Source organism: Neorhizobium sp. 05N33 (assembly GCF_056397445.1).
Genome location: NZ_JBFTNK010000003.1, coordinates 134,765 through 155,881 on the forward strand (window position 1 = coordinate 134,765; position 21,117 = coordinate 155,881).

Annotated in this window: 18 protein-coding genes; 16 read left to right on the top strand and 2 right to left on the bottom strand. The window is 62.2% G+C overall.

Translation table 11 applies throughout. The features are described from left to right. Window positions 1-49: 49 nt before the first annotated feature. On the bottom strand, window positions 50-1,993 hold the full coding sequence (locus AC1DLT_RS09420; protein WP_247031048.1) for a hybrid sensor histidine kinase/response regulator: 1,944 nt from the start codon (window positions 1,991-1,993) through the stop codon (window positions 50-52). Between the two features lie 273 nt (window positions 1,994-2,266). On the opposite strand from AC1DLT_RS09420, the gene AC1DLT_RS09425 reads away from it, so the two are divergent. The 3 genes from AC1DLT_RS09425 to AC1DLT_RS09435 all read left to right on the top strand — a co-directional run bounded on the left by AC1DLT_RS09425 (window position 2,267) and on the right by AC1DLT_RS09435 (window position 7,286). After that, window positions 2,267-2,869 carry a TetR/AcrR family transcriptional regulator gene (locus AC1DLT_RS09425; RefSeq protein ID WP_038549637.1) on the top strand — a complete coding sequence of 201 codons (603 nt, stop codon included), beginning with the start codon at window positions 2,267-2,269 and terminating at the stop codon, window positions 2,867-2,869. 71 nt (window positions 2,870-2,940) lie between these two features. Further along, window positions 2,941-4,098, top strand: a complete 1,158-nt coding sequence (locus tag AC1DLT_RS09430) for an efflux RND transporter periplasmic adaptor subunit (protein ID WP_477486574.1) — start codon at window positions 2,941-2,943, stop codon at window positions 4,096-4,098. Between the two features lie 26 nt (window positions 4,099-4,124). Continuing rightward, the gene (locus tag AC1DLT_RS09435; protein WP_477486575.1) at window positions 4,125-7,286 is read left to right on the top strand and encodes an efflux RND transporter permease subunit; all 3,162 of its coding nucleotides are present in this window, start codon (window positions 4,125-4,127) and stop codon (window positions 7,284-7,286) included. On the opposite strand, the gene AC1DLT_RS09440 is transcribed toward AC1DLT_RS09435, so the two are convergent. After that, window positions 7,232-8,221 carry a LysR family transcriptional regulator gene (locus AC1DLT_RS09440; RefSeq protein WP_477486576.1) on the bottom strand — a complete coding sequence of 330 codons (990 nt, stop codon included), beginning with the start codon at window positions 8,219-8,221 and terminating at the stop codon, window positions 7,232-7,234. The genes AC1DLT_RS09435 and AC1DLT_RS09440 overlap by 55 nt on opposite strands. A 184-nt stretch (window positions 8,222-8,405) precedes the next feature. Here AC1DLT_RS09440 and AC1DLT_RS09445 point away from each other — a divergent pair, with 184 nt between their 5' ends. The 13 genes from AC1DLT_RS09445 (at window position 8,406) to AC1DLT_RS09505 (ending at window position 21,006) form a co-directional block, all read left to right on the top strand. Further along, window positions 8,406-9,632 carry an ABC transporter substrate-binding protein gene (locus AC1DLT_RS09445; RefSeq protein WP_477486577.1) on the top strand — a complete coding sequence of 409 codons (1,227 nt, stop codon included), beginning with the start codon at window positions 8,406-8,408 and terminating at the stop codon, window positions 9,630-9,632. Further along, window positions 9,632-10,414, top strand: a complete 783-nt coding sequence (locus AC1DLT_RS09450) for an ABC transporter ATP-binding protein (RefSeq protein ID WP_477486578.1) — start codon at window positions 9,632-9,634, stop codon at window positions 10,412-10,414. Before AC1DLT_RS09445 ends, AC1DLT_RS09450 begins: the two co-directional genes overlap by 1 nt. Beyond that, a complete protein-coding gene (locus AC1DLT_RS09455; RefSeq protein WP_038590018.1) occupies window positions 10,414-11,115 on the top strand; it encodes an ABC transporter ATP-binding protein in 702 nt (233 codons plus the stop codon). The genes AC1DLT_RS09450 and AC1DLT_RS09455 overlap by 1 nt, the downstream gene beginning before the upstream one ends. A gap of 4 nt (window positions 11,116-11,119) precedes the next feature. Continuing rightward, a complete protein-coding gene (locus tag AC1DLT_RS09460; RefSeq protein ID WP_038545619.1) occupies window positions 11,120-12,007 on the top strand; it encodes a branched-chain amino acid ABC transporter permease in 888 nt (295 codons plus the stop codon). A gap of 1 nt (window position 12,008) precedes the next feature. After that, window positions 12,009-13,007: a branched-chain amino acid ABC transporter permease gene (locus AC1DLT_RS09465; RefSeq protein ID WP_477486579.1), complete on the top strand. Its 999-nt coding sequence runs from the start codon at window positions 12,009-12,011 to the stop codon at window positions 13,005-13,007. Between the two features lie 70 nt (window positions 13,008-13,077). Continuing rightward, a complete protein-coding gene (locus AC1DLT_RS09470) occupies window positions 13,078-14,673 on the top strand; it encodes a GMC family oxidoreductase (RefSeq protein WP_477486580.1) in 1,596 nt (531 codons plus the stop codon). A gap of 13 nt (window positions 14,674-14,686) precedes the next feature. Then, window positions 14,687-15,766 (top strand): enoyl-CoA hydratase/isomerase family protein, encoded by a 1,080-nt coding sequence (locus tag AC1DLT_RS09475; RefSeq protein WP_477486581.1) that lies wholly within the window; start codon window positions 14,687-14,689, stop codon window positions 15,764-15,766. Between the two features lie 26 nt (window positions 15,767-15,792). After that, the gene (mmsB, locus tag AC1DLT_RS09480; RefSeq protein ID WP_477486582.1) at window positions 15,793-16,686 is read left to right on the top strand and encodes a 3-hydroxyisobutyrate dehydrogenase; all 894 of its coding nucleotides are present in this window, start codon (window positions 15,793-15,795) and stop codon (window positions 16,684-16,686) included. A gap of 98 nt (window positions 16,687-16,784) precedes the next feature. After that, on the top strand, window positions 16,785-16,988 hold the full coding sequence (locus tag AC1DLT_RS09485) for a DUF1059 domain-containing protein (RefSeq protein ID WP_477486583.1): 204 nt from the start codon (window positions 16,785-16,787) through the stop codon (window positions 16,986-16,988). Between the two features lie 208 nt (window positions 16,989-17,196). Continuing rightward, a complete protein-coding gene (cysP, locus tag AC1DLT_RS09490; RefSeq protein ID WP_477486584.1) occupies window positions 17,197-18,195 on the top strand; it encodes a thiosulfate ABC transporter substrate-binding protein CysP in 999 nt (332 codons plus the stop codon). Between the two features lie 80 nt (window positions 18,196-18,275). Next, window positions 18,276-19,097 (top strand): sulfate ABC transporter permease subunit CysT, encoded by an 822-nt coding sequence (gene cysT / locus AC1DLT_RS09495; RefSeq protein ID WP_046666499.1) that lies wholly within the window; start codon window positions 18,276-18,278, stop codon window positions 19,095-19,097. A gap of 2 nt (window positions 19,098-19,099) precedes the next feature. Further along, complete coding sequence (gene cysW, locus AC1DLT_RS09500; RefSeq protein WP_477486585.1) at window positions 19,100-19,987, top strand: sulfate ABC transporter permease subunit CysW; 888 nt, start codon at window positions 19,100-19,102, stop codon at window positions 19,985-19,987. Next, window positions 19,984-21,006, top strand: coding sequence for a sulfate/molybdate ABC transporter ATP-binding protein (locus AC1DLT_RS09505; protein WP_477486586.1), 1,023 nt, complete (start codon window positions 19,984-19,986; stop codon window positions 21,004-21,006). The genes cysW and AC1DLT_RS09505 overlap by 4 nt, the downstream gene beginning before the upstream one ends. Window positions 21,007-21,117 lie beyond the last annotated feature (111 nt).

Genomic DNA, 21,117 nt, shown 5'->3' on the forward strand with positions numbered 1-21,117 from the left:
CGTACTCCGTTCTGACACGGCACGACAACGCGCGGCGAGGGCGATTGGTTCAGCGTCCGCCGGCGAGAACCGTGACGATGATCTCCTGAAGCTGGTTCTGCGAGAAGGGTTTGGGCAATCGCGGCAGCCGATTGTCGCCGCCTGTCGGCAATTCCGCGTAACCGGTCGCCAGCACCACCGGCAGGCCCGGTCTCTCTTCGCGGATGACGGCGGCCAGTTCGGAGCCGGTCATACGCGGCATCGAATGATCGGTGATGACAAGATCGATGTCATGGGCGCCGCTTCTCAGCTCCTTCAGGGCGTCGGTGCCGCTATAGGCCTCGATCACGGTGTGGCCGAGATCTTCCAGCATCAGCGTCGTGTTCATCAGGACCAGGGCATCGTCATCGACGGCGAGAATTGTCAAGCGTCCTCTGGGAGTTGCGGCGGGCGAGGGCATGGTCTGCTCCGAAGACTGCGGACAGTCGTTTGCATCGGCCACAGGCAGATAGAGCGAAACCGTCGTGCCCTTGCCTTTTTGGCTTTCGATTTCGAGTTTGCCGCCTGACTGTTCGGTCAGGCCCTGCACCATGGAAAGTCCGAGCCCTGTCCCCTTGCCGACACCCTTGGTGGTGAAGAAGGGTGTCGTTGCGCGGATGAGGGTTTCCTCGTCCATGCCTTCGCCGCTGTCGGCGACAGCCAACCGCACATAACGGCCGGGTTTCAGCCTCTCGGTATTCTTGTCGGCGAAATACTCCTCGGCGCTGATGACGATCATGCCACCGCCCGCCATCGCGTCTCGGGCGTTGACGACGAGGTTCAGAAGCGCGGTCTCGAGCTGAACCGGGTCGCTCGTGACATGCGGCAGGTTTTTGGCAAACCGGGTTTCGACGGATGCGGAGGCGCTGAGTGAGCGCTGAACGAAATCCATCATGCCGCTCACGAGTGCCGGCACGTTGATGGCTTGCATATTCAATTCCTGGCGCCGGGAGAACGCGAGCATGCGCTGGGTCAGGGCAGCACCCCGTTCGGCGCCCTGAATGGCATTGTCCAGCAGTGGCGTCAGCGCCGGATCGTCGGGCAGGCGTTTTTTCAGAATTTCCAGGCTGCCCAGCACGGCCATCAGCAGATTGTTGAAGTCGTGGGCGACACCACCGGTCAACTGGCCGATCGCTTCCATCTTCTGGGATTGGAAAAGTTCCTCACGTGCCTGGGTAAGAGCCTTCTGCGCCTCGACTTTTTCGGTGATGTCGCGCGTGATCTTGGCGAAGCCGAGGAGCGTGCCTTCCTCGTTGCGGATCGCATCGATGATCACATGTGCCCAGAAACGCGTGCCATCCTTGCGCTGCCGCCAACCTTCCTTCTCGAGTCGTCCCTCGCGCCGCGCGGTCTCCAGGCTTCGGTTTGGTTCGCCGCGCTCGCGGTCCTCCGGAGTATAGAACTGCGAAAAATGCTGGCCGACGATCTCGTCCGCCGTATAGCCCTTGATGCGCGTGGCACCGGAGTTCCAGTTGCTGACGCGGCCATCCGGGTCGAGCATGTAGAGAGCATAGTCCGTGACACCCTGGACGAGGATCTGGAATTTCTCTTCGCTCAATCGGAGTTCCGTCTCGGCCCGTTTCCGTTCCGTCAGATCGCGGGTCACCTTGGCGAAGCCGAGAAGTTCGCCGGACCTACTCCAGATCGGGTCGATGATGACGTGGGCCCAGAAGCGGCTGCCGTCCTTGCGGACGCGCCATGCTTCCTTTTCGAAGCGGCCTTCTGTCGCAGCCGTCCGCAACGCGTGTTCGGGCGCCCGCGCCAATCTGTCTTCAGGCGTATAGAAGCGGGAAAAATGCTCGCCCAGGATTTCCCATGCCTCGTATCCCTTGACGCGCTGGGCGCCGGGATTCCAACTCGCGATCTTGCCCTCCGGGTCAATCATGTAAATCGCGTAGTCGGTGATGGAGTCGACGAGCAGACGGTAACGTTCCTCGTCAAGCAACGAAACGTCATAACTTTGCGGCACGCTCATTAATTATCCCCGTCCCACGACGTTTTTGCCCCTGGCGTGATGCAACAACGAACTTCGTAGCTCTGCAGCACGCTCATCGCTGGTCCCTGGTCCACGAAGCTTATGATCTAACGCGACTTAATGCCTAAATCCCATTTTGGTTCCCTGTTTCGCAGATTTTTATCCGGCGTCGAATGGGGCGGTCGTGTGGCAGGGGTTGACTGATGACGGATTTCCGTTTACGAATGACGAAAGATGAAAATCGTCACACATAAAACGAAAGCCATCAGCGGTATGGATACCAACGAAAATACCCTGGACACGTCGCGCCAAGACAATGTCGGCCGTATTCTCGACGCGGCGGAACGGCTGTTCAAGCATTACGGCTATACGAAGACGAATGTGGCGGATATCGCGCGCGATCTCGGTATGTCGCCCGCCAATATCTACCGCTTTTTCTCGTCCAAGGCGGATATCCATCAGGCCTTGGCAAGCCGTATGCTGGACGGCAGCTATCAGGCGGCACTCGCCAATGCGAAGCGGCCAGTGAGCGCCACGGAACGGCTGCGCAATCACGTCCTGCAGCAGCACCGCTTCACGCTCGAGACCATGCTCGACGAAAAGAAGGTGCATGAGATGGTGGTGATCGCCATCGAGCAGCAATGGCCGGTCATCGAACAGCATCTCGAACGCATCCGTGTCGTCATTGCGGGTCTCATCAAAGATGGCATCGAAGCCGGTGAGTTCCGCGAACAGGATCACCAGCTCGCATCCGAATGCTTCATGTCGTCCATGGTCGTGCTTTGTCATCCGCAGCTCATCGCGGATTGCCTTCTGGAGAGCCGGATCGGCAAGCCCGAGGACCTCGTGGAATTCGGCCTCAGGGCCCTCAGATAATTCGCCTGAAATAGTTCCGGGGCGCCAAGGGGGCGTCTTGATCGAAAACCCGCCACCAGGAGTGCGGAACCATGTTTTTCGTAAAGACCAGACGTAATGTCTCGTTTCTCGTCAAAGGCCTTTTAGTCGCGACCGCGTTCGGCGCGCTGACGGCCTGCTCGCAAGAGAAGAAAGTCGAAGCTCCGGAAATCGTCCGCCCGGTGAAGGTGACCGAGGTTGCCGCCGCCGATCACGGCCGCAAGCTTCAATATTCCGGCTCAGTCAAGGCGCGCACCGAAATGAACCTCGGCTTCCGCGTCGCCGGCAAGATCACCGAGCGGCTCGTCGATGTCGGTCAGCGTGTTCGCCCCGGCGACGTGCTCGCAAAGCTTGACGCCGTCGATTACCAGCTCGCGGTGCGCCGCGCCGAGGCCGATCTCGCCTCCGCCCAGAAGCAGGTGGAAATCTCCGGCCTCGCCCGTCGGCGGGCCGAGACGCTTGCCGAAAAGAGCATTTCTTCCCAATCGCAGCTCGAACAGGCGCAACTGGCCAATGACCAGGCCGTTTCGCAAAAGGAATCGGCCCAGTCGGCACTCGACCAGGCCCGCAACCAGGTCGCCTATACGGAATTGAAGTCCGACCAGAACGGCATCGTCACCGCGGTCAGCGCCGATATCGGCCAGGTGGTCGCGTCCGGCACCCCGGTCCTCTCCGTTGCGGTCGAGGGCAGCAAGGAAGTGCAGATCGCCGTTCCGGAAATGGACGTCGCTCAGTTCAAGCCGGGCAAGACGGTGAAGGCCCGTTTCTGGTCGGCCACCGATCTCGTGCTCGACGGTAAGGTCCGCGAAGTGGCCGGCAGTGCCGATGCCCAATCGCGCACTTTCGCGGTTCGCGTCAGCCTGCCTGCGGATACACGGGTGCTGCTCGGCATGACTGCGACGATCGAGGCGGACGAAGACAATGCTGTCGCCACCTATGCCGTTCCGCTTGCCGCGCTTTCCAAGAAGGACGGCCAGTCCGTCGTCTGGATCGTCGACCGCGGCAAGGGCACCGTCAGTTCGCGTGCCGTTAAGGTCGCCGATTTCTCCGATGACGGCGTTCGTGTCGCCGACGGCGTTGCCAAGGGCGACCTCGTCGTCTCGGCCGGCACGCAGTTCATGAAGGAAGACATGAAGGTCAAGCTGCCGGAAAACGTCGCCTCACGCTTCGGCAGCGTCAGCAGCCTTACCACCGCTTCGCTCGCGCCCTGATCGCCCGGCTTAAAGGACCCAAGACCATGAGCTCCTCTCATCAGGCCAATCCCCCGGAAAAGGCCCGGTTCAACCTGTCCCGCTGGGCGATTGCCCATCCGAGCATCGCCCGTTTTCTCTTCGGCCTCATCATCGTCATGGGCGCACTCGGCGTCATGAACATGGGGCAGAAGGAAGACCCGGACTTCACCTTCCGCGTCATGGTCGTGCAGACCGTCTGGCCCGGCGCCTCCATTCAGGAGATGCAGGACCAGGTCGTCAACAAGATCGAGCGAAAGCTGCAGGAAACCCCGCATCTCGACTGGGTCAAGTCCTACACCCGCGCCGGCGTGGCGATCACCACGATACAGATCAAGGGCGACACCAATACCGCCCAGGTCAACGACGCCTTCTATCAGGTTCGCAAGAAGGTCGGGGACATCGCCCAGGATCTGCCGGCCGGCCTGCTCGGTCCCTATTTCAACGACGAGTTCGGCGATACCTACATCACCCTCAACTCGATCAGCGGTGAAGGCTACAGCTATCCTGAACTGAAGCAGTTCGCGATTCAGGCCCGCGACATGCTGCTCGCCACACCCGGCGTCGAAAAGGCGGTCATCCTCGGCGACCAGCCGCAGAAGATCTTCATCGACGTTTCGTCGAAGGCGCTCGCCGAGCGCGGCCTCACTGTCCTCAACATCCGCGATGCGTTGTCCGGCCAGAACAATATCGATCCCGCCGGCAACGTTCAGACCGCCGATCGGTCGGTGCGGATCGCGGTCGAAGGCGGCGTCACCACGCCGGAAGACATCCGCGAACTACGCCTCAAGGCCGGCAGCCAGGTGATCCGGCTCGGCGATATCGCCACCGTCACCGCCGGCCTCGAGAACCCCTACCAGCGCAAGTTCCGCTTCAACGGCCACGACAGCGTCCAGCTTGGCGTCGTCATGGCCAAGGGCTTCAAGGTCACCGATGTCGGCCATCAGGTCGAGGCGACCTATGAGCGCTTCGAACAGACGCTGCCGGTTGGCGTATCTGTCCAGCAGGTCTCCAACCAGCCGGAAGTCGTCACCGAAGCGGTCGGCGAATTCACCCAGGCCCTGCTGGAAGCTCTCGTCATCGTCCTCATCGTCTCGCTGATCTCGATCGGCTGGCGTTCGGGCATCGTCATCGCCATCACCATTCCGCTGGTTCTGTCAGCTACGTTCGCGATCATGTTCTACATGGGCATCGAGCTGCAGCGCATCTCGCTCGGCGCGCTGATCATCGCGCTCGGCCTGCTCGTCGACGATGCGATGATCGTCGTCGAGATGATGGAACGGAAGCTGGAGGAGGGGCTCGCACGCCTCGATGCCGCCACCTTCGCCTATTCATCCACCGCCTTTCCGATGCTCACCGGCACATTGATCACCACTGCCGGCTTCATCCCGGTCGGGTTCGCCGATTCCACCGCCGGCGAATACGTGCGCACGCTGTTCTACGTGGTGGGCATCGCGCTCGTCGTGTCGTGGTTCGTGGCCGTCTATTTCACTCCCTGGCTCGGCTACATGATCCTCAAGCAGCGGGCGCACGCAGGCACCCATCACGATGCTTACGACACACGGATGTATCGTGGTGTCCGACGTGCGGTCGGCTGGTCCGTGCGTCACAGGGCGATCGTGCTGCTCCTCACCCTCGGTGTCTTCGCGGGCAGTCTCTGGTCCTTCCAGTTCATCCCGCAGAGCTTCTTCCCGCAGTCCTCGCGGCCGGAAATCCTCGTCGATCTGTGGCTGCCGGAAGGCACGGCCATCGAGGAAGTGGAACGCCAGGCAAAAGCCCTTGAAGACAAGATCCTGCCCGACCAGGACAAGACCTTCGTCGCGACCTATATCGGCGAAGGCGCCCCGCGCTTCTTCCTGCCGCTCGACCAGCAGCTCCGCAACCCGAACTACGCGCAGCTCCTCATCATGTCGAAGGACGTGGATGCCCGTGAACGGCTGATCGTCAAGCTCAGGGGTATCCTCGCACAGGACTTCCCGACCGTACGCGGCAAGGTCGATCGTCTGTTCCTCGGCCCGCCGGTCGGCTGGCCCGTCCAGATGCGTGTCACCGGTCCCGACGCGGCGGAAGTCCGCCGGATCGCCGACCAGGTCAAGGAACGTTACCAGCAGCAGCCGCTGTTCGGCGCCATCCACGACGACTGGATGGAACCGGTGACGGCAATGAAACTGGTCATCGACCAGGATCGCGCCCGCGCTCTCGGCGTCACCTCCCAGCGCGTCCGCCAGATGCTGCAATCGGCTACCGCCGGTGCGCCGATCAGCGACTTCCGCGATGGCGAAGAGACGGTCTCGATCGTTGTCCGCGAGCCGGATGCCACCCGCAACCTGCTCTCGGCCGTCCAGTCGGTCTACGTGCCGACGGATTTCGGCGGCTTCGTGCCGGTCTCGCAGATCGCCAAGGTCGTGCCGGTTCTCGAACAGGGTATCGAGTGGCGCCGCGACCGCCTGCCGACGATTACCGTCAAGGCGACGCTGCCAGACGGCGTCGAACCGACCCAGGTGTCGCTCAACCTCTACAACAGCATGGCCGATCTGCGCGCTAGCCTGCCCGCCGGCTACCATGTCGACATCCAGGGCGGTGCGGAGGATGCAGCCGAAAGCCAGAACTCGATCGCTGCCAAGGCCCCGATCATGCTTCTGGTCATCCTCGTGCTGCTGATGATCCAGCTGCAGCATTTCGGCAAGGCGATGATGGTGCTGGCAACCGGTCCGCTCGGCATCATCGGCGCCGCCATGGCGCTGCTTCTGACCGGCGCGCCGTTCGGCTTTGTGGCGATTCTCGGGGTCATCGCGCTGCTCGGCATCATCATCCGCAATTCGATCATCCTGGTCGACCAGATCGACCAGGACATCGCAGCCGGTATGGAGCGGATGGAGGCGATCGTCGGCGCGGCCGTGCGTCGTTTCCGGCCGATCATGCTGACGGCGCTGACAGCCGTGCTGGCGCTGTACCCGATCTCGCGCGGCGTGTTCTGGGGGCCGCTCGCTTATGCGATGATGGGCGGCATCCTGGTTGCCACCGTGCTGACCATCTTGGTCCTCCCGGCCGCCTATGCGCTGTTCTTCGGCCGCGAGCCGAAGAAGGCCAAAACCGACGACAGGACGCCCGCCAATCAGGGCGACCTTTTCGACAGCCGCGACGACGACCTGCCGATGGCAGCGGAGTGACGGCGAGCGCCTTCCTCGGGAGCCTGGTAACTCCTGAGGAAGGCGTGCTGATTGGCCCGGACGGACTGGAAGATATAGTCCGTCACCATCCGCACGCGCGGGATCTGGCTCAGGTCTCGATGGCACATCAGCCAGTAGCCGCGTCTCAGCTCCACCTCTTCCGGTAGCACGATTTCGAGGTCGGGCTGGACGCGGGTGATGAAATGCGGCAGCACGCAGAGGCCGAGCCCGTTCAGCGTCGCGGTCAATTGCGCAAAAATGCTGGAGCTCTGGAAGCGCGCCTTGATGCCCGGATGGACGTCGCCGAGATAGTCTAGCCCTGGCGCGAAGATCATGTCCTCGATATAGCCGATGAACGGATGCGACAGCAGATCCTGCCGGCTGCGGATCGGACCCACCTTGGACAGGTAGGATTTCGCCCCATAGACGTTGAGGCTGTAGTCGGTAAGCTTTTCCGTAAGATAAGGCCCTTCCTTCGGCGGATCGAGCGAGACGGCGATATCGGCTTCTTTGCGCGACAGCGACATGATCTGCTGGATCGTCACCAGTTCCAGCGAGATGTTCGGGTGGCTTTCGCAGAAGCTGCGGATCTTGTCGGCGAAGAAGAAATTCGCAAACCCTTCCGGGGTGCTTAAGCGCACCACGCCGCGCTGTGCCGTGGTGCCCGAGGCGACATCCGCCTGCAGCCGGTCCGCCTCGGTCTCGATCCGTTCCGCGGTCTCGATGAACCGCTGGCCCATGCTGGTCAGGACATAACCACGTGGATTGCGCTCGAACAGCTTGACCTTGAGTGCGAATTCCAGCCGGTCGATACGCCGGGACACGGTGGCGTGGCTGGTGCGCAATTGGCGGGCTGCGGTGGACAGCTGGCCGCTGCGCGCCACTGCCAGAAAATATTGAAGATCGTCCCAGGTGAAGTTCTGATTGTTGCTCAATACGTTCCCGTCTGTTCAAAAATGCACAGATGCTGTTTGCAATTAATTACAGAGACCTGCTTGCGTCAACGGCGGTTTTCCTGAACCATGCAATCCGGAGCAGCCGCTTTGAGGAGAACGGCTCACCAATTTTGAACAGACCTCTGGCCAAATTTTCTGGGCACATTCTCTGGGAGGAGAAATCATGCACAAGACAATTCTGACATCATTTGTAACATCCCTGGCAGTGCTTCTCGCAAGCAGCGCGGCACTCGCGCAGAGCGCGCCCGGGGGCGTGTCCGACAACAAGGTCAAGATCGGCATCCTGAACGACCAGTCGGGCGTCTATTCCGAGTTCGGCGGCAAGTCGTCGGTCGAGGCGGCCAAGATGGCGGTCGAGGATTTCGGCGGCAAGGTTCTGGGGCAGCCGATCGAGATCGTCGATGCCGACCATCAGAACAAGCCGGACATCGCCTCCAACATCGCCCGCCAGTGGTACGACACGCAGCAGGTCGATGCGATCATGGAACTGACGACCTCGTCTGTCGCGCTCGCCGTGCAGGCGATCGGCAAGGAAAAGAAGAAGATCGACATCGTCACGGGCGCGGCGACCACCGATCTGACCGGCAAGGCCTGCACCCCGTATGGCTTCCACTGGGCCTATGACACGCATGCGCTCGCGGTCGGCACCGGCGGCGCGCTCGTCAAGCAGGGCGGCGACAGCTGGTTCTTCCTCACCGCCGATTACGCCTTCGGTTATTCGCTGGAACAGCAGACCGGCGATTTCGTGAAGTCTTCCGGCGGCAAGATCGTCGGCGCGGTCCGCCATCCGCTTGCCACCACCGATTTCTCGTCCTTCCTGCTGCAGGCCCAGTCTTCCGGTGCCAAGGTCATCGGTCTTGCCAATGCCGGTCTCGACACGGCGAACGCCATCAAGCAGGCGGCGGAGTTCGGCATCACCGCCGGCGGCCAGCGGCTTGCGGCACTGCTCTTCACACTCGCCGAAGTGCACGGCCTCGGCCTGCAGGCGGCACAGGGCCTGACCCTGACGGAAGGTTATTACTGGAACCTCGACGACAAGAGCCGGGAGTTTGCGAAAAAGTTCTTCGCCCGCACCAAGAAGATGCCGAACATGGTCCATAGCGGCACCTATTCGGCGGTCACGCAGTATCTGAAGGCAGTCCAGAAAGCCGGCACCGACGATGCGGATGCCGTTTCCAAGGCGCTGCACGAAATGCCGGTGGACGATTTCTACGCCCGCGGCGGTACGGTCGCCAAGAACGGTCGGATGATCCACGACATGTACCTGCTGCAGGTCAAGAAGCCGGGCGAAAGCAAGGAGCCCTGGGATTATTTCACGGTGCTGGCCACCATCCCCGGCAAAGAGGCCTACATGGATCCCGCCAAGAGCGGCTGCGATCTGGTGAAGTAATGGCGGTCGCCGCGACATCAAGACAAGAAGAGCCGCGGGTGGTGTTATCCGCCCGCGGCCTCTCGAAGAGCTTCGGCGCCTTCATGGCGGTGAAGAACGTCGATCTCGACGTCCGTCACGCGCGTGTCCACGCCTTGATCGGCCCGAACGGCGCCGGCAAGACCACGGTCTTCAACCTGCTCACCAAGTTCCTGCAGCCGACGGCGGGTTCGATCACGCTTCTGGGCACGGACATCACCAGAACGCAGCCGGACAGGATCGCGCGGATGGGGCTGGTGCGGTCCTTCCAGATTTCGGCGGTCTTTCCGCATCTGACGGTGCTCGACAACGTGCGCGTCGCGCTGCAGCGGCCGAACGGTCTTTCGACACAGTTCTGGCTGCCCGTCTCCTCGCTCGATCGGCTGAATGCGCGGGCCGACGAATTGATCGAGTCGGTCGGCCTGAAGCGCGAACGCAATGCGCTCGCCGCCGACCTTTCCTATGGCCGCAAGCGCGTGCTGGAGATCGCCACGACGCTGGCGCTCGATCCCAAGGTGCTGCTGCTCGACGAGCCGATGGCCGGCATGGGGCAGGAGGATATCGGCACCGTCTCCAACATCATTCGCGAGGTGGCAAAGACCCGTGCGGTGCTGATGGTCGAACACAATCTCTCCGTCGTCGCCGACATCTGTCACCATGTGACGGTGCTCCAGCGCGGCGAAATCCTTGCCGAGGGCGACTATGCCACCGTTAGCCAGGACCCGCGGGTCCGCACCGCCTATATGGGCACGGAGGAGGCTTGATGGCACCGTTGTTGCAAGTTTCCAACCTCAATGCCTGGTACGGCGAAAGCCATGTCCTGCACGGCGTCGACATGACCGTCGGGGAGGGCGAGACGATCACCATTCTCGGTCGCAACGGCGTCGGCAAGACGACGACGCTCAGGACCATTGTCGGCATCATCCGCGAGCGGAAGGGCGAAATCCGTTTTGCCGGCAAGGACATGCTCGGCGTGCCGCTGCATCGCACGGCGCATAACGGCATCGGCTTCGTACCGGAGGAGCGCGGTATCTTTTCGACGCTGACCGTCGAGGAAAACCTGATGCTGCCGCCGGTGGTGGCCGAAGGCGGCATGTCGCTCGAGGAGATCTACGAGCTCTTCCCCAACCTCCAGGAGCGTCGCTCCAGCCCCGGCACCAAGCTCTCCGGTGGCGAGCAGCAGATGCTGGCGATCGCCCGCATCCTGCGCACCGGCGTCAAGCTGCTGATCCTCGACGAACCGACCGAAGGCCTGGCGCCGGTCATCGTGCAGCGGATCGGCGAGGTGCTGAAGACGCTGAAGGAACGCGGCATGACGGTGCTTCTGGTGGAGCAGAATTTCCGCTTCGCGAGCCGCGTCGCCGACCGGTTCTATCTGATGGATCACGGGCGGATGGTCGCGAATTTCCCGGTGGCTGAGCTGCCGGGCAAGATGGACATGCTGCATAAAGTGCTGGGAGTGTGACGTTATGACGATGATCTTCGGCATACCGCTTCAGGCCTTTCTCGGGCAGCTCCTGATCGGCCTGATCAACGGGTCCTTCTACGCGCTTCTGAGCCTCGGCCTTGCGGTCATCTTCGGTCTTCTGCGCGTCATCAACTTCGCCCATGGCGCGCAATACATGCTCGGCGCCTTTGCGGCGATGCTGATGCTGGAATATTTCGGCATCAACTATTGGGTCGCGCTGATCCTCGGGCCGATCGTCGTCGGTCTGTTCGGAGCCGTCATCGAACGGACGATGTTGTCGCGGCTCTACAATCTCGATCCGCTTTATGGCCTGCTCTTCACGTTCGGCCTGGCGCTGGCCATCGAGGGCACGTTCCGGTATCTCTATGGTGCGGCGGGCCAGCCTTATTCGGTGCCGGCGCAGTTGGCCGGCGGCACCAACCTCGGCTTCATGTTCCTGCCCATCTATCGCGGCTGGGTGGTCGTCGTGTCGCTGGTCGCCTGCATCGGCACATGGCTGCTGATCGAGAAGACCAAGCTCGGCGCCTATCTGCGCGCCGCTACGGAAAACCCGGTCCTGGTCCAGGCCTTCGGCGTCAACGTGCCGGTGCTCCTGACGCTTACCTACGGGCTGGGGGCAGCACTCGCCGCCTTTGCCGGCGTGCTGGCTGCGCCGATCTACCAGGTCTCGCCGCTGATGGGATCGAACATCATCATCGTCGTTTTCGCGGTGGTCGTGGTCGGCGGCATGGGCTCGATCATGGGCGCCATCCTCACCGGCTACATGCTGGGCATTGCAGAAGGCCTCACCAAGGTGTTCTATCCGGAAGCATCCAATATCGTGATCTTCGTGATCATGGCGATCGTGCTTCTACTCCGGCCAGCCGGCCTTTTCGGACGGGATGCGTGAGATGAGCGAGATGACCCAAACCGCTGCCAAGCCGCGTATCGAACGGTCGGCCACCGCTTCCAGAACCTATGCGATCTTCCTGATTATCGGTCTCGTGGCCCTGATCCTCGCGCCGATGTTCTTCTACCCGATCTTCCTGATGAAGCTCTTGTGCTTCGCGCTGTTTGCCTGCGCCTTCAACCTGCTGCTCGGTTATACCGGGCTGCTCTCCTTCGGTCATGCGACCTTCTTCGGGGGCGCGGCCTATTTCACTGCCCATGTGGTCAAGGAATGGGGCTTTCCGCCGGAACTCGGCATTCTGACCGGCGTCGCGGGCGCTGCGTTGCTCGGCCTGATCATGGGGTTCTTCGCGATCCGCCGGCAGGGCATCTATTTCGCGATGATCACGCTGGCTCTGTCGCAGATGTTCTTTTTCTTCTGCCTGCAGGCGAAGTTTACCGAGGGCGAGGACGGCATCCAGTCGGTGCCGCGGGGCCATCTGTTCGGCTTCATCGATCTCTCGGGCTCAACCAACATGTATTACTTCGTGCTTGGTGTGTTCCTGATCGGCATGGTGATCATCTGGCGGTTCATCAACTCGCCCTTCGGCATGATCCTCCGGTCGATCCGCGAGAACGAGCCGCGCGCGATCTCGCTCGGCTACTCTGTCGCCCGCTATAAGCTCGGCGCCTTCGTGATGTCGGCGGCGCTGGCCGGCCTTGCGGGTGGACTGAAGGCGCTGGTCTTCCAGTTCGCGACGCTGACGGATGTCGCCTGGCAGATGTCCGGCGAAGTGATCCTGATGACGCTGCTTGGCGGGATAGGCACGCTGATCGGGCCGATCTTCGGAGCCGGCCTGGTGGTCACGCTGCAGAACTATCTGGCGACGTCGCAATTTCCGGTAACGATTGTCACCGGCGTGATCTTCATGGTCTGCGTCCTCGTCTTCCGGCGGGGCATTATCGGAGAATTCTACGCCTCCCGGCTCGGCCGGAAGCTCGGTTTCGAGCATAGACGATAAGATAGAGGGAGGGCGCAGGGATGCGGCTGCGGACATGGTTCGCGGGGCGCATTTCCCTGGAGCATGAAGCATGGAAAATTACGACTACATTGTCATCGGGGCGGGCAGCGCCGGCTGCGTCCTCGCCAATCGGCTATCGAAGGATCCCGGCAACCGTGTACTGATCCTCGAAGCGGGCGGCAACGATAACTATCACTGGGTGCATATTCCGGTCGGTTACCTCTACTGCATCAACAATCCGCGCACCGACTGGTGTTTCACGACCGAGAAGGAAGAGGGGCTGAACGGCCGATCGCTCTCCTACCCGCGCGGAAAAATCCTCGGCGGCTGCTCGTCGATCAACGGCATGATCTACATGCGCGGACAGGCTTACGACTACGACATGTGGCGGCAGATGGGCTGCACCGGCTGGGGCTGGGACGACGTCCTGCCGATCTTCAAGAAATCCCAGGATTTCTACAAGGGTGCCGACGACATGCACGGCGCCGGCGGCGAATGGCGCATCGAAAAGCAGCGTCTTCGCTGGGCGGTGCTCGACAGTTTCCAGAAGGCGGCGGAAGAGGCTGGAATCCCGATCGTCGACGATTTCAATCGGGGCAACAACGAAGGCTCCAGCTATTTCGACGTCAACCAGCGCTCCGGCATCCGCTGGAACACCTCGAAGGCCTTCCTGCGCCCGGCGATGAAGCGGCCGAACCTCACCGTGCTGACCAAGGCGCATGTCCGGAGGCTGATCATCGAAAACGGCGAGGTGAGGGGCGTAGAGTTCCAGCACGATGGGGTGGCGAAGAAGGCCTATGCGAAACGGGAAACCGTGCTCAGCGCCGGCGCGATCGGCACGCCGCATATCCTCGAACTCTCCGGGATCGGCCGCGGCGATGTCCTGCAAAACGCGGGCGTCGAGGTGGTCAAGGAAGTGAAGGGCGTCGGCGAGAACCTGCAGGACCACCTGCAGCTCCGCCTTGTCTACAAGGTGACCGGCGTTCCGACGCTCAACGAAAAGGCGTCGAGCCTGATCGGCAAGGCCTCGATCGGGCTGGAATACGCCTTCCGGCGCTCCGGGCCGATGTCGATGGCGCCGAGCCAACTCGGCATCTTCACCAAATCCGGGCCGGACAAGGAGACGCCGGACCTCGAATACCACGTCCAGCCGGTGTCGCTCGACAAGTTCGGCGAACCGGTCCACTCCTTCCCGGCAATGACCGCGAGCGTGTGCAATCTTCGTCCCGAGAGCCGCGGGTCGGTGCATCTGAAAAGCCCGGATTTCGCCGCAGCACCCGGCATCCATCCAAATTACCTGTCGACCGCCGCCGATCGCGACGTCGCCGTCAAATCAATTAGGATCACCCGCGAGATCGTCAAAAAGCCGGCCTTCGCCCGCTACCACCCGGAAGAGTATAAACCCGGCCCGTCCTACGAGACCGATGCGGACCTCGAAAAGGCGGCCGGCGACATCGGCACGACGATCTTCCACCCGGTCGGCACCGCGCGTATGGGATCCGATCCGGACAGCGTCGTCGATCCCCGGCTGAAAATGCGCGCAGTCGGAAGGCTGCGTATCGCCGATGCCTCGATCATGCCCAATATAGTCTCCGGCAACACTAACTCGCCGACGATCATGATCGCCGAAAAGGCGGCCGAGATGATCCTGGCGGACAATCGGTAGACCGGAGAAACGCATGTCCGACACACCTGTCCAGAGCGACGAAGTCCTCATCGACCGTATCGGTTCGGCCGCCATCATTCGGCTCAACCGGCCGAGGGCGCTGAACAGTCTGAACTTCGCCATGGTGCGGGCGATGAAGCAGGCGCTGGAGGAATTTGCCGGCAATCCGGAAACCTCCTGCGTCGTCGTCAAGGGCGAGGGGGAGCGCGGCCTCTGCGCTGGCGGTGACATCCGTGTCATCTACGAGAGCGGCAAATCGGACGATCCGGAGGTCACCCGGTTCTGGCGGGAGGAGTTTCCCCTCAACTACATGATCTCTCGTTACGAGAAGCCGTATGTGGTGCTGATGGACGGCATCGTCATGGGCGGCGGCGTGGGGATCGCGTCGCATGGGAAACACCGGATCGTCACGGAACGCACCCGTCTCGCGATGCCGGAAACCGGCATCGGCTACGTGCCGGATGTCGGCGCCACCTGGCTGCTTCCCCGCGCGCCCGGGGAGACGGGCACCTGGATGGCGCTGACGGGCGAGGTGATCGGCGCGGCGGACGCCATCTATACCAGTCTTGCCGATGTGAACGTGCCCTCGGAGGGGCTTGCCCCGCTTGTCGAGGCGTTGGGAGAACTGAAGGGCGGGGCATCCGACGAGCAGGTGAGGGCTGTGATCGATCGCTTTGCCGTCATGCCCGGCGAAAGCCAACTCGAAACCCATCGAGACCTGATCGACCGGGGTTTTCGCTTCGACACGGTCGAGGAGGTTGTGGAAGCCTTGAATAGGGAGGATGATGAATTCTCCATCAGGACGCGCGACATCATCGCCAAGCGATCGCCGACCAGCCTCAAGCTCGCGCTTCGGCTCATCAGGCGCGGCCGCGAAAGTTCGAGCCTCGTCGAATGCCTGGAGCGGGAATTCACCGCCGGCGCCGAAATCCTGCGTAACCACGATTTTTACGAGGGCGTGCGCGCCGCGATCATCGACAAGGATCGCAATCCGAAATGGTCTCCGGCAACGCTGGAGGAGGTCGGCGATACGGATCTCGACCGCTATTTTGCTGCGCGGCATCCGGTGCTGTTTCCGGATCACAGACTTTAAAGCAACAATGAGGAGGGGAGGAAGACATGAGCAAGATCGCTTTCGTGGGACTTGGCAATATGGGCGGGCCGATGGCCGCCAATCTTGTGAAAGCCGGCCATGAGGTGCGCGGCTTCGACCTGTCGGAAGCGTCGGTAAAGGCAGCCGCCGAGACGGGCGTGAAGGCCTCTGGCGCGCTGGCGGAAGCCGTCAGCGATGCGGAATGTGTCATCACCATGCTGCCCAAGGGCCAGCATGTGGTCGCCGTCTGGACCGATCTCACCACGCTCATCCCCGAGGGTACCTTGGTCATCGACTGCTCGACCATCGACGTGGAAAGCGCCCGAAAGGCACATGAACTGGCGAATGTGATGAACTGCATCTCGCTCGATGCACCCGTCTCCGGCGGCACCGGCGGTGCGGCCGCCGGCACGCTGACCTTCATGGTCGGCGGTTCGGAAAAGGCGTTCGCCCTGGGCAAGCCGATCCTCGAGGCGATGGGAAAGAAGATCGTCCATTGCGGCGACGCCGGCGCCGGCCAGGCGGCGAAAATCTGCAACAACATGATATTGGGCATATCGATGATCGGCGTCTGCGAGGCATTTGGCCTGGCGGAAAAGCTCGGTCTTTCGCACCAGGCGCTGTTCGACGTCGCCTCCACCTCGTCCGGCCAGTGCTGGTCGCTCACCACCTATTGCCCGGTGCCGGGCCCGGTGTCGACCTCGCCGGCGAATAACGACTACAGGCCGGGTTTTGCGGCAGCGCTGATGCTGAAGGACCTGACGCTGTCGCAGGAGGCCGCAAGACAGTCTGGTGCAGCCACGCCGCTCGGTGCCCACGCGGCCGAGCTTTATGCCGAGTTTGAGCGGACCGGGCACGGCGCGGACGATTTTTCCGCCATCATCCAGATGCTGCGGGGTAAGGCGGGCGGGACGAGCTAGGCCGATTGATCAGTCCGGCGATGTTTGTTTCCTCTGCGCAAAGAGAGTAGATTCCCGTCCTCTGGCCAATCGGTTCAGGGCTTGTGATGGAGGCAGACATGGGACGCCAATACATCGATTGCCGCGAATTTCCGAGCGAGATGAAATGCACCGTTGCGATCTCGGCGGACAACGCGGATGAACTCGTCAATGCAGCCGTGCAGCATGCCATTTCCGTGCATGGTCACCACGACACTCCTGAATTCCGCACGGAGATTAGGAAGGCTATCCACGAGATGGATGTCCCGCACGTCGTCGCCTGATGATGCTGCGACAGGGCTTGCCGATACTTCCGGTGCTGCCTCTTTCAATGAAGCGGCACCGGTCCGGATGACGCGCGAAAAGCTCCGCCGTTCATGGCGAATAATGGACAAAATTTCTAACGCCGTACCAAAGGAAAGTCCGCGGTTCCTCGCCGTTTGCTGGGCGTACCGGTAGTTTCACCGGCACAATCCAACACCGGAGACTTGTATGAACCGCCTCTTGATCCTCGGCACCGCATTTATTGCGCCCTTGGCGGCGCTTTTTGTTACCCCCGCGCTGGCCCAGTCTCCGACGAAGCTGCTCAACGCCTCCTACGACGTTTCGCGCGAGCTGTTCGTCGCCGAGAACGAAGCCTTCATCAAGAGTCATCCGGGCGTCACCATCGACCAGTCGCATGCAGGCACCTCGAAGCAGGCCCGTTCGATCGCCGAAGGCCTTGAAGCCGACGTCGTGACCTTCAACCAGTCGACCGACATCGATTTCCTTGCCAAACAAGGTTTCGTTGCCAAGGACTGGACCAAGGCATTCCCGAACAATGCCTCGCCCTTCTATTCCTTCCCGTCGTTCCTGGTGCGCGCGGGCAATCCGAAGAACATCAAGGATTGGGGCGATTTGGCTCGCGCCGACGTGCACGCCGTTTTCCCGAACCCGAAGACCTCGGGCAACGCGCGCTACACCTATCTCGCCGCCTACGCCTGGGCCAAGGAAGCCTATAAGGGCGACGAAGAGAAGATCGATGCCTATATCACCAAGATCTTCGACAACGTGCCGGTCTTCGATACCGGCGGCCGCGCCTCCACCACGACCTTCGTCGAGCGCGAAACCGGTGATGTGCTGATCACCTTCGAGGCCGAGACCCGCGGCATCGTCAAGCAGTACGGCGCCGACAAGGTCCAGAGCATCATCCCGTCGGTCAGCCTTCTCGCCGAGTTCCCGGTTGCGGTCGTCGACAAGGTTGCCAAGAAGCACGGCACGGAAGCCCTCGCCAAATCCTATCTCGACTTCCTCTATACGGAAGAAGGCCAGCGGATCGCTGCCCAGTTCGGCCATCGCGTCCAGAACGAAAAGGTCGCCGCCGAGTTCAAGGACCAGTTCCCGGCGATACGCCTCGTCAAGGTCGATGACGTCTTCGGCGGCTGGGACAAGATCCAGAAGGATCACTTCGCCTCCGGCGGCACTCTCGACAAGCTGTACGGCAGCCGCTAAGCGCAGACTGGACTTCAACCAAGCCTCGCCCGGCGAACGAAAGTTCGCCGGGCTTTGCCGTGAAAAGAGGATACGACCGCTTGAGACGCAATGTCCTGCCCGGGTTACGCCTGTCGCTGGGGGTGACGCTGTTTTATGTCGGGCTGATCGTGGTCCTGCCGCTGGCAGCTCTGGTCTTCAAGGCCGCGAGCCTCGGCCCCGAGGACTATTGGCGGATCGTCTCCTCGTCGCGGGCGCTTGCGAGCTACCGCGTTACCGTGCTCTCGGCGCTCGGCGCCACTGTCTTCAACCTGTTCTTCGGCCTGGCGCTCGCCTGGGTGCTGACGCGTTATCGGTTCCCGGGCTGGCGGATCGTCGATGCCATGGTCGATCTGCCCTTCGCGCTGCCGACGGCGGTGGCCGGCATTGCCCTGACGGCACTTTTCACCACCAACGGCTGGTTCGGTTCCATCCTCGCCGACCTCGGCATCAAGGTCGCCTATACGCCGCTCGGGATCATGATCGCGATGTGCTTCACCTCGCTGCCGTTCATCGTGCGCACCGTGCAGCCGGTGCTGGAAGATCTCGATCCGGCGCTGGAAGAGGCGGCGCAGTCGCTTGGCGGCTCAGACTGGCAGATTTTCCGCAAGGTCATCCTGCCGCTTCTGACCCCGGCGCTGCTCGCCGGCGTGTCGCTGTCCTTTGCCCGCTCGCTCGGTGAGTTTGGTGCGATCATCTTCATCGCCGGCAACCAGCCGATGTCGACGGAGATCACCGCGCTTCTCGTCTTCATCCGGCTGGAGGAATACGATTACCAGGCCGCCGCCGCCATCGCCTCGGTGCTGCTGATTGCGGCCTTCGTCATGCTCGCGCTCACCAACTGGATGCAGTCGCGGGCGCTTCGCTACACGGTGAGGGGGTGACCATGGGTGCGACCCGTACAGGCAGGAAGCCGCCGCGCGTCGGCGACCAGCCGCTCTTCCGCCGGATGCTGATCGGCATCGTTCTGGTGATCGTCGCCCTACTGATCATCGCGCCGCTGGTGGTCATCGGGGTAGAGGCTTTCTCAAAGGGGTGGGCTGTCTATCGCGACACGATCCTCCATCCCGACACGCTGCATGCGATCGGGCTGACGGTGTTTGCCGCGATCGTCGCCGTGCCGGTCAATACCGCTTTCGGTGTCGCGGCCGCCTGGTCGATCACCAAGTTTGATTTCTGGGGCCGGCGTTTCCTGCTGGTCGTCATCGAGATCCCGTTTTCGGTCTCGCCGATCGTCGCGGGTGTCGCCTATCTCTTCGTCTACGGCCTGCAGGGCGTCTTCGGTCCGACACTGGATGAATACGGGGTCAAGATCCTGTTCGCGATCCCCGGTATCATTCTCGCTTCGATGTTCGTCACCGCACCCTTCGTCGCCCGCGAGCTGATCCCGCTGATGCAGGCGCAGGGCCGCGATCTCGAGGAAGCCGCGACCTCGCTCGGCGCGTCCGGCTGGCGGACCTTCTTCTCGGTGACGCTGCCGAACATTAAATGGGCGCTGCTTTACGGCGTCGTGCTCTGCAACGCCCGCGTCATGGGCGAGTTCGGGGCGGTCTCGGTGGTCTCCGGCAATATTCGCGGGCAGACCAATACGCTGCCGCTGCATATCGAGCTGCTCTATCACGACTACCAGGCGGCAGGCGCCTTTGCCGCGGCCTCCATCCTGGCGCTCATCGCCGTCCTCACCATCATCGCCAAGGTGGCGCTGGAGCGCCAGGGAGCCGGCCGCGCCCGTCGCCCGGCTCTGGTCGCCAGTCCCGCGGAGAAAACCTCATGAAAATCCGCCTCGAAAACGTCGTCAAAACCTTCGAGACTTTTCGCGCCGTGCGGGATGTCTCACTCACGATCGAAAGCGGCGAACTCGTCGCTCTGCTCGGCCCGTCCGGTTCCGGCAAGACGACCATCCTGCGCATGGTCGCCGGCCTAGAATATGCCGATGGCGGCCACATCTATTTCGGCGATCAGGACGCCACCGACATTCCCGTGCGCGATCGCGGCGTCGGTTTCGTCTTCCAGCATTACGCGCTGTTTCCGCATATGACGGTGGCGGAAAACATTGCCTTCGGCATGAAGGTCTCGAAAGTAAAGCGCGAGAAGGCGGCGATCGAGGCGCGTGTCGTTGAATTGCTGAGATTGGTGCGCCTGGAAGGCCTCGGCGACCGGTTCCCGGCGCAGATTTCCGGCGGCCAGCGGCAGCGCGTGGCACTGGCCCGGGCGCTGTCGGTCGATCCCAAGGTGCTGCTGCTCGACGAGCCGTTCGGCGCCCTCGATGCCAATGTGCGCCACGACCTGCGCCGCTGGTTGCGCGAAATCCACCGCGAGCTCGGCATCACCACGATCTTCGTCACCCACGACCAGGAGGAGGCGCTGGATCTCGCAGATCGCGTCGTCATCCTGAAAGACGGCCACATCATCCAGCAGGGAACGGCGGAAGAAGTCTGCCGCAATCCGCAATCCGCCTTTGTGATGAAGTTCCTCGGCGATGCCAACGTACTCGCCGCAGAAGTCCGCGACGGCAGGGCCTATGCCAGCGGTGCTGCGATCGACGTGTCCGGCATGGCGGACGGCAAGGCGGAACTCTATGCCCGCCCCGCCGATCTCGACTGGTCCGCGCAGGGACCGGGCATTCCGGCCAGCATCACCCGCGTGCTCGACCGCCCGGACGGGCGGCGGGTGCTGGCGACCACGGAGACCGGCGATCAGCTGGAATTCGACGTCGAGCCGGAGCGGGCAGTCAAGGCGGGCGAGGGTGGTTTTGTGACTTTGCGCAGGGCGAAGGTGTTTGCGCTGGGTTGATGGGTTTCTTCGACAAGCAGTAGATTTTGGCGACATACGTCTGCGCCACCCCCTCATCCGACCCTTCGGGCCACCTTCTCCCCGCTGGGGAGAAGAGGTTATGAGGCACTG